Source organism: Microbacterium sp. HMH0099 (genome assembly GCF_049384025.1).
GTDB lineage: Bacteria > Actinomycetota > Actinomycetes > Actinomycetales > Microbacteriaceae > Microbacterium.
Genome location: NZ_JBMRJR010000002.1, coordinates 88,892 through 102,453, shown reverse-complemented (window position 1 = coordinate 102,453; position 13,562 = coordinate 88,892). Strand labels below are relative to the sequence as shown.

Below are 13,562 nucleotides of genomic sequence, written 5' to 3'. Positions count from 1 at the left end.
CATGTCGAGGCACGTGCTGAGCCTCCTCGTCGAGGACAAGCCGGGTCTGCTGACCCGTGTCGCCGGGCTGTTCGCCCGCCGCGGCTTCAACATCGAGTCGCTCGCCGTCGGCGTGACCGAGGTGCCGGGGCTGTCCCGCATCACGGTCGTCGTGGACGTCGAGGGCCTGCCGCTCGAACAGGTGACCAAGCAGCTGAACAAGCTCATCAACGTCATCAAGATCGTCGAGCTCGATGCGTCGACGTCGGTGCAGCGCGAGCACGTGCTCGTGAAGGTCCGCGCCGACAACGCCACCCGATCGAACGTGCTCGAGGTCGTGAACCTCTTCCGCGCGTCCGTCGTCGACTACACCCCCGACGCCATCGTGATCGAGATCACCGGCGACTCCGGCAAGGTCGGCGCCTTCCTCAAGGCCATCGAGCCGTTCGGCGTGAAGGAGCTCGCCCAGTCGGGCCTCCTCGCCGTCGGCCGCGGCGGCAAGAGCATCACCGAGCGCGTCCTGCGCGGCTGAGCTTCCCCACTTCCCCTCACCAGCGGCCCCGGGACGGGGCCAGAACACAAGGAGAAACATCCTCATGGCAGAGATCTTCTACGACGACGACGCCGACCTCTCGATCATCCAGGGCAAGAAGGTCGCCATCGTCGGCTACGGCTCGCAGGGGCACGCGCACGCGCAGAACCTCCGCGACTCGGGCGTCGAGGTCGCCATCGCGCTGAAGGACGGCTCGAAGTCGGCCGCGAAGGCGCAGGAGGACGGTTTCGAGGTCAAGAGCGTCGCCGACGCCGCCGAGTGGGCCGACCTCATCATGATCCTCGCGCCGGACCAGCACCAGCGATCGATCTTCGCCGAGTCCATCAAGGACAAGCTCACCGCGGGCAAGACCCTCGCCTTCGCGCACGGCTTCAACATCCGCTTCGGCTACATCGACGCGCCCGAGGGCGTCGACGTCATCCTCGTCGCCCCGAAGGCCCCCGGCCACACCGTGCGCCGCGAGTACGTCGCCGGTCGCGGCATCCCCGACATCATCGCCGTCGAGCGCGACGCGTCGGGCTCGGCCTGGGACACCGCCCTCTCGTACGCCAAGGCCATCGGCGGCACGCGCGCCGGCGTCATCAAGACGACCTTCACCGAGGAGACCGAGACCGACCTGTTCGGCGAGCAGGCCGTCCTGTGCGGTGGCATGAGCCACCTCGTCCAGTACGGCTTCGAGACGCTCACCGAGGCCGGCTACCAGCCGCAGATCGCCTACTTCGAGGTGCTGCACGAGCTCAAGCTCATCGTCGACCTCATGTGGGAGGGCGGCATCGCCAAGCAGCGCTGGTCGATCTCCGACACCGCCGAGTACGGCGACTACGTCTCCGGCCCCCGTGTCATCTCGCCCGATGTGAAGAAGAACATGCAGGCCGTCCTCGCGGACATCCAGTCCGGCGCATTCGCGAAGCGCTTCATCGACGACCAGGACAACGGCGCCACCGAGTTCCTCGAGCTCCGCGAGAAGGAGCAGGGTCACCCCATCGAGGCCACCGGCAAGGAGCTCCGCGGCCTGTTCGCCTGGAAGCAGCAGGACAGCGACTACACGGAGGGCAGCGCTGCGCGCTGACCTCCGCCGCAGGCTGCGTCATCCATAGCGATCGCCCAGGCGATCGCGGTGGGCAGCGCCGCGCGCTGACCGCCGCCGGAGGCTGCGTCATCCATAGCGATCGCCCAGGCGATCGCGGTGGGCAGCGCCGCGCGCTGACCCCCGCCCGAACGCCCCGGCGCCGTCACGGCCCGGGGCGTTCGGCGTTCCCGCCGGGGGACCCCGCGGTCCGGGGCCGTCCACGGGGCTTCGCGCAAGACCCGCGCCGATCCCGGCCGAACCGCCCGCGCGCCATTACCGTGGACGGGTGAGCACACCGCGCGATGACGACGCCCTGTCGTGGGACGGCGACGACGACCCGACCCTCGACGTCCGCGGCGAGCAGACGCCGCCGCGCACGCGCCCTCCGGTCGCGGAGGAGCCCGAGCCGCTGGTGCCCTCCCCGGCGTCGACGCGATCCGTTGACGCGGCGCCGGCCCCGGTGGCATCCGATGTCCCGACCGCCCCGCAGGCCCCGGATGCCGCGGATGCCGAGCCCCGCGAGGACGACGACGCGCGTCCGTCCGGGGCGATGGGCAACGGCGGTCTCGTCGGGATCGGCATGGTCGCCGCGACGTTCCTGCTGTTCGCGGTCGGCTGGCTCGTGGCCGGGCTGCGGCTGCTCGACGCCGGGCTGCCGGTCGACGACGTCGCGCTGGTCGCCCTGACCATCGGCGCCGCGCTCGCCCCGCCGGTCTGGTTCGTCGCCACGCTGGCCCTCACGCGCCGGAAGGCGACGTGGCTGCGTTTCGTCATCCTCATCGTCGGCCTCGTGCTGCTGGTGCCGTGGCCGTACCTGTCGACGGGAGCCCTCGTATGAGCGCCGACACCTCCGCCCGGGGCGCCTCGGGCCGCCGGCTGCCCCGCTGGGTCGTCGTCGCCGTCGCGACGCTCTTCGGGCTGTTCTACGCCTACATCGTGTGGAGCGCCGTGGCGCTGCTCGTCGGGCAGGCATCCGGCTCGTTCGGGCTGACGGGGCTCGGCTGGTTCGTCTACATCCTGCCGATCGTCTTCCCGCTGGCCGCATTCGGCGTCGCGTTCGCCCTGGGATGGAAGCGGCGCGTGGGGGAGTTCGCCCTCGTCCTGCTGGCGGGGCTGACGCTCTCGGCGGCGTTCTGGCTCGCGATCGTCGGCTACGGCGCCACCTCGTACTCGCTTTACGGCGCCTGAGGACGCGCGGGGGGGGGACCGGGACCGGCATCCCGCGTCACACGGTCCGGGCATCCGGCGGGGCCGCGCTAGGCTGGCACCGGCCCACCGGGTCGTGCGTCCGGCCCCGGGCCGGTTCGCCGCGAGGTGCGCCGATTCCCCGTGCACCGTTTCGAAGGACGCATCCGTGACGAAGCCCGTCGTGCTCATCGCCGAAGAACTCTCGCCCGCCACGATCGACGCGCTCGGCCCCGACTTCGACGTGCGCAACGTCGACGGGACCGACCGCCCCGCGCTGCTGTCGGCTCTGGCCGACGCGCACGCGGTGCTCGTGCGCTCGGCCACGCAGATCGATGCCGAGGCCCTCGCCGCGGCGCCGTCGCTCAAGGTCGTCGCCCGCGCCGGCGTCGGTCTCGACAACGTCGACATCAAGGCCGCGACGGCCGCGGGAGTCATGGTCGTGAACGCGCCGACCTCGAACATCATCTCCGCCGCCGAGCTCACCGTCGGCCACGTGCTGAGCCTCGCGCGCCGCATCCCCGCCGCGCACGCTTCCCTCGCCGAGGGGCTGTGGAAGCGCAGCTCGTTCACCGGCACCGAGCTCTTCGAGAAGACGATCGGCATCATCGGCCTCGGTCGCATCGGCGCGCTCATCGCCGCGCGCCTGCAGGCGTTCGACATGCGCGTCATCGCCTACGACCCCTACGTCACCGCGACCCGTGCGCAGCAGCTCGGCGTCCAGCTCGTCTCGCTCGACGAGCTGCTCGACCAGAGCGACTTCGTCACGATCCACATGCCCAAGACCCCCGAGACCACGGGGATGATCGGCACGGCGCAGCTGCGCCGCATGAAGAAGACCGCCTACGTCATCAACGTCGCGCGCGGCGGCCTGATCGACGAGGAGGCGCTGCACGAGGCGCTCACCACCGGCGAGATCGCCGGCGCGGGCCTCGACGTCTTCTCCACCGAGCCGCCCGCGCAGGACGGCCCGGCCCGCAAGCTCCTCGACCTGCCGAACGTCGTCGTGACCCCGCACCTCGGCGCCAGCACCGAGGAGGCGCAGGAGAAGGCCGGCGTCTCGGTGGCCCGCTCGGTCAAGCTCGCCCTCGAGGGCGACCTGGTGCCGGATGCCGTGAACGTCGCCGGCGGCGCGATCGACCCGTTCGTGCGGCCGGGCATCGCCCTCGTCGAGATGCTGGGTCAGTTCTTCAGCGGCCTCGCCGACAGCGCGCTGACGAGCCTGGACATCGAGGTGCGCGGCGAGCTGGCCGCCTACGACGTCAGCGTGTACCGTCTCGCCGCCCTGAAGGGCATCTTCAGCCGCATCGTCAGCGAGACCGTGTCGTACGTCAACGCGCCGCTGTTCGCCGAGCAGCGCGGTGTCGAGGCGCGCCTGATCGTCGAGGCCGAGAGCCCGCTCTACCGCAACATCACGATCCTCCGCGGCACGCTCGCCGACGGGTCGACCCTCACCGTCGCGGGCACCCTCGCCGGCACCCGCATGGTCCCCAAGGTCGTCGAGATCAACGGCTACGACATCGAGGTGCCGATCGAGCAGCACCACATCGTCATGCGCTACGCGGACCGTCCCGGCATCGTGGCGATCTACGGTCAGGAGCTCGGCGAGGCGGGCATCAACATCGCGGGTCTGCAGGTCGCCCGACCGGATGCCACGGGCCGCGCGCTCTCGGTCCTCACGGTGGACTCGCCGGTGCCCGACGAGATCCTGTCGTCGATGCGTCAGGCGACCAACGCCGACCTGTTCCGTCAGATCGAGATCGTCGAGAGCTGACCCGCTCCGACGAATCGACGGGCCGTACTCCTCCGGGGGTGCGGCCCGCGGTGTTCCCGCCGTCGCCGTCGGGCCGAGGCGGGACAGCCGGTCCGAGCCGAGCGGGTCAGGTCGTCGCGGCGACCACGGCGGCGATGAGGGCGTCGAGGTCCTTGCCTGCGAGCGCGGGGCCGGCGACGGCGTTCAGGTCCAGCACGGCGTTGAAGTAGAGGCCGTCGCTGACCAGCAGCACCATCTGCAGCGCGGTCTCGTCGCGGGTGTGCGGCCGCAGACTGTCCTCCCAGAGCTCGCGCACCCGGCGGAGCGAGGCGGATGCCGCGTCGTCGCCGTTCTGCGCGAGGCGGGACACGGCCAGGATCGTGCGGTCCAACGGCGACCCGGTGTTCTGCGACGACCGCAGGTGGGCGGCGATCACGCCCTCGGTCGACCGCTCGATCTCGTCCACGTCGTCTTTGGCGAGGGTCTCGAGCCGCGCGATGAGGGCCTCTTCGAGCGCGCTCTTCGAGGCGTAGTGGTACAGCAGCCCGCCCTTGGACACACCGGCCGCTTTCGCCGTGGCATCCATCGTCGCCGCCCTCTCGCCGTCGTCGACGAGGATGCGGGTGAACGCGTCGAGGACGGCGTCGCGGGCGTGAGGCGGTCTGCTCATGGCCTCTCGATCGTACTGGCGGCAAGGGCTGCCGGTTTGATACTATACCGGCTGGACGGTTAAGAAACGGAACGGAACCATGCTCACCTCGTCGTTGCCCACGCAAGAGATCGACGCCCCCCGTGCCGGCTGGCGCGGGTGGTTCGCGCTGGCGGTGCTCATGCTGCCCGTGCTGCTGGTCTCGGTCGACAACACGGTGCTGAGCTTCGCCCTGCCCGAGATCGCCCTGGACCTGCAGCCCTCCAGCATCGAGCAGCTGTGGATCATCGACGTGTACCCGCTCGTGCTCGCGGGCCTGCTCGTCACGATGGGGACGCTCGGCGACCGCTTCGGCCGCCGGCGCATGCTGCTGATCGGCGCCACGGGCTTCGCCGCGGTGTCGGCGCTGGCCGCGTTCGCCCCGACCCCCGCGCTGCTCATCGCCGGCCGCGCGCTGATGGGCGTGTTCGGCGCCATGCTCATGCCGTCGACGCTGTCGCTGCTGCGGAGCATCTTCCGCGATCGCGACCAGCGGCGGATCGCGATCGCCGTGTGGGCCTCGGCCTTCTCGGCGGGCGCCGCGCTCGGACCGATCGTGGGCGGGTTCCTGCTCGAGCACTTCTCGTGGGGCTCGGTCTTCCTCATGGCGGTCCCCGTGCTGGTGCCCCTGCTGGTGCTCGCCCCGTTCTTCGTCCCCGAGAGCCGCGACCCGCATCCCGGCAGGTTCGACGCGGCGAGCGTCGTGCTGTCGCTCGCGACGATGGTCCCGATCGTCTACGGCATCAAGAAGCTCGCCGTCGAGGGTCCGACCTCGCTCGCCCTCGCGCTCTTCGCCGCCGGTGCCGTGTTCGGCTGGCTGTTCGTCCGGCGTCAGCGGAGCCTCACCACCCCGATGCTCGACATGTCGCTGTTCCGCCGCGGCACGTTCTCGGGCGCGATCCTCGTGAACCTGCTGAGCGTCATCGGGCTCGTCGGCTTCCTCTACTTCGTCGCCCAGCACCTCCAGCTGGTCGTCGGTCTGAGCCCCATGGTCGCGGGCTTCGCGCTGCTGCCCGGACTCGCGCTGATGATCGCGTCGGGCCTGCTCGTCGTGCCGGTCGCGAAGCGCTTCGCGCCCCGCGTGGTGGTGCCCGCCGCCCTGGCCTTCTCGGTGGTCGCGTACATCCTGGTCGCGCTCTCCACCGCGGATCTCGTCCAGCTGATCATCGCGTTCGCGCTCCTCGGCATCGGCATCGGTGCCGCCGAGACCGTCTCGAACGAGCTCATCCTGTCGAGCGCCCCTCCGGCGAAGGCGGGAGCCGCGAGCGCGGTGTCCGAGACCGCCTACGAGCTGGGCGCCGTCCTCGGCACGGCCGTGCTCGGCGGCATCCTGGCGGCGTTCTACCGTGCACAGCTGGTGCTGCCCGCGGGCCTGCCCGAACCGATCGCGGACGCCGCGCGGCAGACGCTCGCGGGAGCGGTGGCCGTCTCGCACACGATCGAGGACGCGACGCTGGCCGAGGCCCTCCGCGCCGCGGCTGCCCACGCCTTTGACTCCGGCGTCGTCGTCACGGCGCTCATCGGCGCCGCGCTCATCGTCGTGGCCGGGGTCATCGCTGCCACTACCCTGGGAGGAACCCGCGGCGCGTCGACGAAGTGATGCGCCCTGAGCGTTGAGGAGAGCGATGTCGCGCGTCGTGAAGCTGGCCGTCATCCCCGGTGACGGCATCGGTCCCGAGGTCGTCGCCGAGGCCGTCAAGGTGCTCGACGCGGTCACCGCCGAGGCGGACGTGACGTTCGAGAAGACGCCCTTCTCGCTCGGCGCCGGCCGTTATCTCGACACCGGCGACACCCTCACCGACGACGACCTCGCCGCGATCGCCTCCCACGACGCGATCCTGCTCGGTGCCGTCGGGGGAGTGCCCGGCGACCCGCGGCTGAAGGACGCGAACATCGAGCGCGGGCTCCTGCTGAAGCTCCGCTTCGAGCTCGACCACTACGTCAACCTGCGGCCGTCGAAGCTGTACCCCGGTGCGGCCGGACCGCTGGCGGACCCGGGCGAGATCGACTTCGTCGTCGTCCGCGAGGGGACCGAGGGTCCCTACGTCGGCAACGGCGGCGCGATCCGACGCGGCACCCCGCACGAGGTGGCCAACGAGACCTCCGTCAACACCGCCTACGGCGTCGAGCGCGTCGTCCGCTACGCCTTCGCCCTCGCCGAGCGCCGTCGCCACAAGCTCACGCTCGTGCACAAGACGAACGTGCTCGTGCACGCGGGCGGCATGTGGAAGCGGATCGTGGATGCCGTGGCATCCGAGTTCCCGGGGGTCGCCGTAGACTACCTGCACGTCGATGCGGCCACCATCTTCCTGGTCACGAACCCGGGCCGCTTCGACGTGATCGTCACCGACAACCTCTTCGGCGACATCCTCACCGACCTGGCCGGCGCCGTCACCGGAGGCATCGGCCTCGCCGCTTCGGGCAACATCAACCCCGACGGCGCGTTCCCCTCGATGTTCGAGCCCGTCCACGGATCGGCGCCCGACATCGCGGGCACCCAGAAGGCCGACCCCACGGCCGCGATCCTCTCCGTCGCCCTGCTGCTCGACCACCTCGGGCTCCGCGACGAGGCCGCCCGCGTCACCCGCGCGGTCGAGGACGACATCGCCGGCCGCGACGGCGGCCGCACCACCGCCCAGATCGGCGACGCCATCGCCGATCGCGTCCGGGCGTAACCTGGACCGATCGGCCCGCACCGCCACCGCGCACGAGACTCTTTGGATCACGATGACCACGATCGACACCGACCCCGACACCGGACTCGACCCCCTCGAGTTCGCCGTCACCCGCAACCTCGCCGCGAAGAGCGCCGCGCAGCGTGATGAGATCCTGGCCAGCCCCGGCTTCGGTCAGAGCTTCACCGACCACATGGTCGACATCTGCTGGTCCGTCCGCGGCGGCTGGCACCGCCCGCGCGTCTCGCCCTACGGCCCCATCTCGCTCGATCCCGCCGCGGCGGTCCTGCACTACGGGCAGGAGATCTTCGAGGGCATCAAGGCGTATCGCCACGCGGACGGCTCGGTGCACACCTTCCGTCCGGACCAGAACGGCCGTCGCCTGCAGCGTTCCGCGCGCCGCCTCGCGCTGCCCGAGCTGCCGGTGCCGTACTTCCTGCAGTCGCTGCGCGAGCTCATCGCCGTCGACGGGGCGTGGGTTCCCTCCGGCGAGGATCAGAGCCTGTACCTCCGTCCCTTCATGTTCGCGAAGGAGGCGTTCCTCGGCGTGCGTCCCGCGCACAAGGTGGCCTACTACCTCATCGCCAGCCCCGCCGGCGCCTACTTCAAGGGCGGGGTGAAGCCGGTGTCGATCTGGCTCAGCGAGGACTACTCCCGCGCCGGCAAGGGCGGAACCGGGGCGGCGAAGACCGGCGGCAACTACGCCGCGAGCCTGCTGCCGCAGTCCGAGGCGTACGAGAACGAGTGCGACCAGGTCGTCTTCCTCGACCAGGACCGCAACGTCGAGGAGCTGGGCGGCATGAACGTCGTTTTCGTCTACAAGGACGGCACGATCGTCACGCCGCAGTCCGACTCGATCCTCGAGGGCATCACGCGCGACTCGCTCCTGCAGCTGGCCCGCGACCGCGGACACCACGTCGTCGGGCGGAACGTCTCGCTCACCGAGTGGCGCGAGGGGGTGGCATCCGGTGACATCGTCGAGGTGTTCGCGTGCGGCACCGCCGCCGTCGTCACCCCGATCGGCGTGCTCAAGGGCCGCGACTTCATCGACGAGCAGCCCACCGGCACCCTCGCGCTCGAGCTGCGTCAGCAGCTGACCGACATCCAGTACGGCCGCGCCGAGGACACGCACGGCTGGCTGTACCGTCTGGACGCCTGACCCGCGATCGACACGAAGGGGTCCTCGCCGCGGCGGGGGCCCCTTCGCCGTTCCCCGGCCCCGGCGGCATACTGTGATCGGGTTCCCGCTCGAGGTGGGCGTTCTCCGAGGTGCGGTGTCGCGGATTCGGCTGCGGGCCGCGGATTCGGCTGCGGGCCGCGGATTCGGACGTGAGCCGCGATTCCGTCCGAATCCGCCGCCGGTCTCCGATTCCGCGGCTGGCCGGCGGGATGGATGCCGCTGACGTGGCTCGAATGCACGCGAGAGTGGCCGCGCGGCGTACATCTGCGCCACGTCACCGCCGGAGGGGGATGGCTAGGCTGGACGGGTGAAGATCGCTCGGTTCAGCTACCAGGACGCCATCCGCTACGGCATCGTCGACGACAACGAACTCGTCGTGCTCGACGCCGACCCGATGTTCGCCGGGTTCGACACCACCGGGGAGCGCGTGCCCCTCGCCGACGTGGCGCTGCTCGCTCCGGTCATCCCGCGCTCGAAGGTCGTGTGCATCGGCAAGAACTACCGCGACCACGCCGCCGAGATGGGCGGGGAGGCGCCGGCCGAGCCGCTCATGTTCCTGAAGCCCAACACCTCGGTCGTCGGCCCGAACGACGTCATCGTCCGCCCGACGAGCCTGAGCTCGCGCACCGACTACGAGGGCGAGCTCGCCGTCGTGATCGGGCGGATCGCGAAGAACGTCCCGGCGGAGCGGGCGGGTGACTACATCTTCGGCTACACCGTGGCCAACGACGTCACGGCGCGCGACCTGCAGCGCTCCGACGGCCAGTGGTCCCGCGCGAAGGGCTTCGACACCTTCTGCCCCGTCGGCCCGGTCATCGAGACGGACCTGGACCTGGACGCCGCCGCCATCACCACGCGAGTCAACGGCGAGGTGCGTCAGCAGGGCCCCGTGTCGGACATGATCCACGACATCGGCGCTCTCGTCGCGTACGCCTCCGCGGTGTTCACGCTCCTCCCGGGCGACCTCATCCTCACCGGCACCCCCGCGGGCGTCGGCCCCTTCGTCGCCGGCGACATCGTCGAGGTCGAGATCAGCGGCATCGGAGTCCTGCGCAACAGCGTGCGCGATGCCTGACGCAGCGCTGTCCGTCGAGGGGGAGGTCGACGTCGTCGCCGCCCAACGGCGGACCGTGCGGACCCTCGCGGCGGGGCAGGTGCTCACGGGCGTCGCCTTCGGCTCGACGCTGTCGCTCGGCGCGCTCCTCGCGAAGGACCTGTCCGGCCAGGACGCCCTGTCGGGGTTCGCGACCGCCGCCGTGACCCTCGGCGCCGCCCTCACGGCGATCCCGCTCGCTCGTCTCGCCGGCGTCCGGGGGCGGCGGTTCGCCCTCACGACCGGGAACGTCGCGGCGCTCGTCGGCATCACCCTGGTCGTCACGGCCGCGGCGGTCCGCTCGTTCCCGCTGCTGCTGGTCGGCATCGCCCTCATCGGCGCGGGCAACGCGGGCACGCTGCAGTCGCGTTTCGCCGCGACCGACCTGGCCGAGCCGGGCCGCCGTGGCCGCGATCTCTCCGTGGTCGTCTGGTCGACGACGGTCGGCGGCGTCGTCGGTCCGCTCCTGCTGGCGCCGGGCGAGCTCGTCGGGGCGGGCGTCGGGATGCCACCGCTCACGGGCGCGTACCTGTTCTCGTTCGCGGCGCAGGCCCTGGCGTTCGCGCTCTACGCCCTCACCCTCCGGCCGGACCCGCTGCTGCTCGCGCAGCGGCTCGCGCTCCGTCCGGCCGCCGGCAGCGCGCCCGTCGCGGAGATCGACCGGCCGCTCCTCGCCCGGTACGCGATCTTCGCGGTCGCGGCATCCCATGTGACGATGGCGGCGGTGATGGCCATGACCCCCGTCCACCTCTCGCACGTCGTCGCGCCCGACGCGCTCACTCTCGCCGTCGGCGTGACCATCGCCGTCCACGTGTTCGGCATGTACGGTCTCTCGCCCGTCTTCGGCATCCTGGCGGACCGCATCGGGCGCATCGCGGTCGTGCTCCTGGGACAGGTGCTGCTCGCCGCGTCGCTCGGCACCGCCGCCGCCTTCGCGGACTCGCAGGTCGGCGTGCTTGTCGCCCTCCTGTTGCTCGGTCTCGGCTGGAGCGCCGCGACCGTGGCGGGGTCGGCGCTCCTCACCGAGGCCACCCCGCTCGCGGGGCGCCCGCGCCGCCAGGGTCGCAGCGACACCCTCATGACCGCCTCGGCCGCCGCCGGCTCCGTGCTTGCGGGAGTGATCCTCGGAGCGGTCGGTTACGACGGTCTCGCGTTGTGGGCGCTCGTCCCCGTCGCGGCGGTGTGCGGTGGAGCGCTGCTCGTCCGGGTGTCGTCCCGAGCGGACGAAGGGCGGGGCGCGGCGGTCGCTCCGTGATCAGATCGCGTAGACCAGGCCGTCGAACGGCGACAGGTCGGACGCCCCGCGAACCCCGAGGGCGTGCAGCGCGCGGTCGACGTCGAGCTCGTCGTTGAAGACGTGGAACGCCACGCGCGCACGGCCCGCGCGGCCCGAGGCCGTGATGCCGTGGGCGGTGAGCTGCGCGAGCGCCTCACCGGTGGCATCCGGCCAGGTGACGATCGCCGAGGGACGCTCCGGGTGGGCCAGTCCGAGGCCGTCGCGGAAGCGCGCCGCCAAGGCGGTGACGTGGGCGTAGGTCGCGGTGATGTCGGTGTCGGCGAAGAGCGCGAGGGCCGGGGCGGCGCCGACGAACGCCTGCCACGCGGGCGACACGTCGAAGCGCCGCGCGTCCGGGGCGAGGGGACCGCCCGTCCCGTAGCAGGAGGACCACGGGTCGTCGCCGGCGTACCAGCCCGCCTGGACCGGGCGGATGCCGCGGGCGAACTCGGGCGAGATCGTGAGGAAGGCCACACCGCGCGGGCAGCACAGCCACTTGTAGGCGTGGCAGACGGTCGCGTCGAACATCGTCGCGTCGACCGGGAGCCATCCGGCGGCCTGCGTGAGGTCGCACAGCGTGCGGGCGCCGGCGCGGGCGGCCGCGGCCGCGATGTCGGCGGCATCCGCCACCTCGCCGGTCGCGGACTGCACGAGGGAGAAGGCGACGAGGAAGGTGTCGGGGGAGACGGCGCGGGCGAGCTCGGCCAGGGGAGCGGTGCGGAGGCGGATGCCGCGACCCGCGTGCGCGAAGGGGGCCACGAGCGAGGAGAAGTCGCCCTCGGCGCACAGGACCTCGGCCCCGTCCGGCACGGAGGACGCGATCAGCGACACGAGCACCGACGTCTGCGACCCGATCGCGACGTCGCCCACGGGGGCGCTCACGAGCCGTGCGTACGCGCTGCGCGCCTCCTCGACGGCCTGCGACGCGCCGACGACGTCGGGACGACCGGATGCCGCGGACTCGAGGTCCGCGCGCACGGCGGCCACCGTGGCGCGCGGGGGCAGGCCGAGGGTGCAGGCCGCGAGGTAGTCGCGGCCGCCGGCGAAGTGCGTGGCGAGGCTGCTCATGCCTCCAGGATCGCGAGCGCTTTGTCATTGCACCAGAGCAGGTGTTGCATGAGAACCATCACGTCTGCTTATGTGTCGGCATGGCCGAGATCGACGACTCCCTGGATGCCCATGCGCTGCGCGTGGTGAAGGCGATCGCCGACAGCGGCTCGATCACCGCCGCCGCCCGCGCCCTCGGGTACAGCCAGCCCGCGGTGAGCCAGCAGCTGCGCCGCCTCGAGCGGCGGGCCGGGACGCCGATCGTCGAACGCGTGGGGCGCGGCGTGCGTCTCACCGAGGCGGGGGCCATCCTCGCCCGGCACGCCGCGGCGGTGACGACGGCCCTGGACGCCGCGGCGGCTGACCTCGCCGAGCTGCGGGGCCTCCGCGCCGGTCGCGTGCGCATCGCGGCGTTCCTGTCGGCGTCGTCCACCGTGGTCCCGCGGGTCATCGCGGCCGTGACCGCCCGCCGCCCCGGTGTCTCGATCAGTTTCGTCGAGGCCGAGCCGCCGGAGGCCATCGCCGCGGTGCGGGAGAACCGCGCCGACATCGCCCTCACGTACAGCTACCCCGGGGACCGTCGCGAACACCTGGAGTCCACGGCATCCGGCCTCTCCGTCCGCCGGATCGGCGACGACGACACCGTCGTGGTGGTGCCCACGGACCACCCCGCCGCGGCGCACGACCCCATCGACCTCTCGCAGCTCGCGGGGGAGCGGTGGATCGCCGGATGCCCGCAGTGCCGCGGCCACCTCCTCGAGGCCTGCGGCCGGGCGGGGTTCACCCCCGACATCGCGTTCGAGACGGACAACTTCATCGCCGTCGAGAACCTCGTCGCGCAGGGGGTCGGGATGGCGATCCTGCCGCGGATGGCCGTGGCATCCCTCCCGATGCTCTCGGGCATCGCAGCACCGCGCCTGCCGTCTGCCGAGGCCCGGACGCTCCACGTGGTCACCGCTCGCGGCGCCGAGCAGGTGCCCGCCGTCGGAGCGGCCCTCGACGTCATGGCGGAGGTGCTCGCCGACCACCTGCGTCTCTCGGGGAGCAGCACCGCCCGCCGGTAG

13 protein-coding genes are annotated in these 13,562 nt (G+C 71.9%); 11 read left to right on the top strand and 2 right to left on the bottom strand.

The features are described 5' to 3' along the window. Position 1 precedes the first annotated feature (1 nt). The 5 genes from ilvN (at position 2) to serA (ending at position 4,560) form a co-directional block, all read left to right on the top strand. Positions 2-511, top strand: a complete 510-nt coding sequence (gene ilvN / locus ACO03V_RS04285; RefSeq protein ID WP_423136731.1) for an acetolactate synthase small subunit — start codon at positions 2-4, stop codon at positions 509-511. 64 nt (positions 512-575) lie between these two features. Further along, positions 576-1,601, top strand: a complete 1,026-nt coding sequence (gene ilvC, locus ACO03V_RS04280; protein ID WP_367726556.1) for a ketol-acid reductoisomerase — start codon at positions 576-578, stop codon at positions 1,599-1,601. A gap of 286 nt (positions 1,602-1,887) precedes the next feature. Continuing rightward, positions 1,888-2,439, top strand: a complete 552-nt coding sequence (locus ACO03V_RS04275) for a DNA polymerase III subunit gamma/tau (RefSeq protein ID WP_423136730.1) — start codon at positions 1,888-1,890, stop codon at positions 2,437-2,439. Continuing rightward, a complete protein-coding gene (locus ACO03V_RS04270; protein WP_387054276.1) occupies positions 2,436-2,789 on the top strand; it encodes a bacitracin resistance protein in 354 nt (117 codons plus the stop codon). The genes ACO03V_RS04275 and ACO03V_RS04270 overlap by 4 nt, the downstream gene beginning before the upstream one ends. Positions 2,790-2,955: 166 nt before the next feature. Next, entirely contained in the window at positions 2,956-4,560 is a 1,605-nt protein-coding gene (serA, locus tag ACO03V_RS04265) for a phosphoglycerate dehydrogenase (RefSeq protein ID WP_367726559.1), read from the top strand. A 106-nt stretch (positions 4,561-4,666) separates the two neighbouring features. On the opposite strand, the gene ACO03V_RS04260 is transcribed toward serA, so the two are convergent. Then, the gene (locus ACO03V_RS04260; RefSeq protein WP_367726560.1) at positions 4,667-5,209 is read right to left on the bottom strand and encodes a TetR/AcrR family transcriptional regulator; all 543 of its coding nucleotides are present in this window, start codon (positions 5,207-5,209) and stop codon (positions 4,667-4,669) included. 79 nt (positions 5,210-5,288) lie between these two features. Between ACO03V_RS04260 and ACO03V_RS04255 the strand changes: the two genes are divergently transcribed. The 5 genes from ACO03V_RS04255 (at position 5,289) to ACO03V_RS04235 (ending at position 11,430) form a co-directional block, all read left to right on the top strand. Next, a complete protein-coding gene (locus tag ACO03V_RS04255; RefSeq protein ID WP_423136729.1) occupies positions 5,289-6,827 on the top strand; it encodes an MFS transporter in 1,539 nt (512 codons plus the stop codon). 25 nt (positions 6,828-6,852) lie between these two features. After that, positions 6,853-7,902 carry a 3-isopropylmalate dehydrogenase gene (locus ACO03V_RS04250; protein ID WP_367726562.1) on the top strand — a complete coding sequence of 350 codons (1,050 nt, stop codon included), beginning with the start codon at positions 6,853-6,855 and terminating at the stop codon, positions 7,900-7,902. Between the two features lie 52 nt (positions 7,903-7,954). Further along, entirely contained in the window at positions 7,955-9,061 is a 1,107-nt protein-coding gene (locus ACO03V_RS04245; protein WP_367726563.1) for a branched-chain amino acid aminotransferase, read from the top strand. 328 nt (positions 9,062-9,389) lie between these two features. Beyond that, positions 9,390-10,157 carry a fumarylacetoacetate hydrolase family protein gene (locus ACO03V_RS04240; RefSeq protein WP_423136728.1) on the top strand — a complete coding sequence of 256 codons (768 nt, stop codon included), beginning with the start codon at positions 9,390-9,392 and terminating at the stop codon, positions 10,155-10,157. Next, positions 10,150-11,430 carry an MFS transporter gene (locus ACO03V_RS04235; RefSeq protein WP_423136727.1) on the top strand — a complete coding sequence of 427 codons (1,281 nt, stop codon included), beginning with the start codon at positions 10,150-10,152 and terminating at the stop codon, positions 11,428-11,430. Before ACO03V_RS04240 ends, ACO03V_RS04235 begins: the two co-directional genes overlap by 8 nt. On the opposite strand, the gene ACO03V_RS04230 is transcribed toward ACO03V_RS04235, so the two are convergent. Then, complete coding sequence (locus ACO03V_RS04230) at positions 11,431-12,519, bottom strand: aminotransferase class V-fold PLP-dependent enzyme (protein ID WP_423136726.1); 1,089 nt, start codon at positions 12,517-12,519, stop codon at positions 11,431-11,433. It abuts the gene before it with no gap. An 80-nt stretch (positions 12,520-12,599) separates the two neighbouring features. On the opposite strand from ACO03V_RS04230, the gene ACO03V_RS04225 reads away from it, so the two are divergent. After that, positions 12,600-13,562, top strand: a complete 963-nt coding sequence (locus ACO03V_RS04225) for a LysR family transcriptional regulator (protein WP_423136725.1) — start codon at positions 12,600-12,602, stop codon at positions 13,560-13,562.

Coding starts and splice junctions, on each gene's coding strand:
- ilvN (WP_423136731.1), top strand. CDS start 2: ATGTCGAGGCACGTGCTGAGCCTCCTCGTCGAGGACAAGCCGGGTCTG.
- ilvC (WP_367726556.1), top strand. CDS start 576: ATGGCAGAGATCTTCTACGACGACGACGCCGACCTCTCGATCATCCAG.
- ACO03V_RS04270 (WP_387054276.1), top strand. CDS start 2,436: ATGAGCGCCGACACCTCCGCCCGGGGCGCCTCGGGCCGCCGGCTGCCC.
- ACO03V_RS04260 (WP_367726560.1), bottom strand. CDS start 5,209: ATGAGCAGACCGCCTCACGCCCGCGACGCCGTCCTCGACGCGTTCACC.
- ACO03V_RS04255 (WP_423136729.1), top strand. CDS start 5,289: ATGCTCACCTCGTCGTTGCCCACGCAAGAGATCGACGCCCCCCGTGCC.
- ACO03V_RS04250 (WP_367726562.1), top strand. CDS start 6,853: ATGTCGCGCGTCGTGAAGCTGGCCGTCATCCCCGGTGACGGCATCGGT.
- ACO03V_RS04245 (WP_367726563.1), top strand. CDS start 7,955: ATGACCACGATCGACACCGACCCCGACACCGGACTCGACCCCCTCGAG.
- ACO03V_RS04235 (WP_423136727.1), top strand. CDS start 10,150: ATGCCTGACGCAGCGCTGTCCGTCGAGGGGGAGGTCGACGTCGTCGCC.
- ACO03V_RS04230 (WP_423136726.1), bottom strand. CDS start 12,519: ATGAGCAGCCTCGCCACGCACTTCGCCGGCGGCCGCGACTACCTCGCG.
- ACO03V_RS04225 (WP_423136725.1), top strand. CDS start 12,600: ATGGCCGAGATCGACGACTCCCTGGATGCCCATGCGCTGCGCGTGGTG.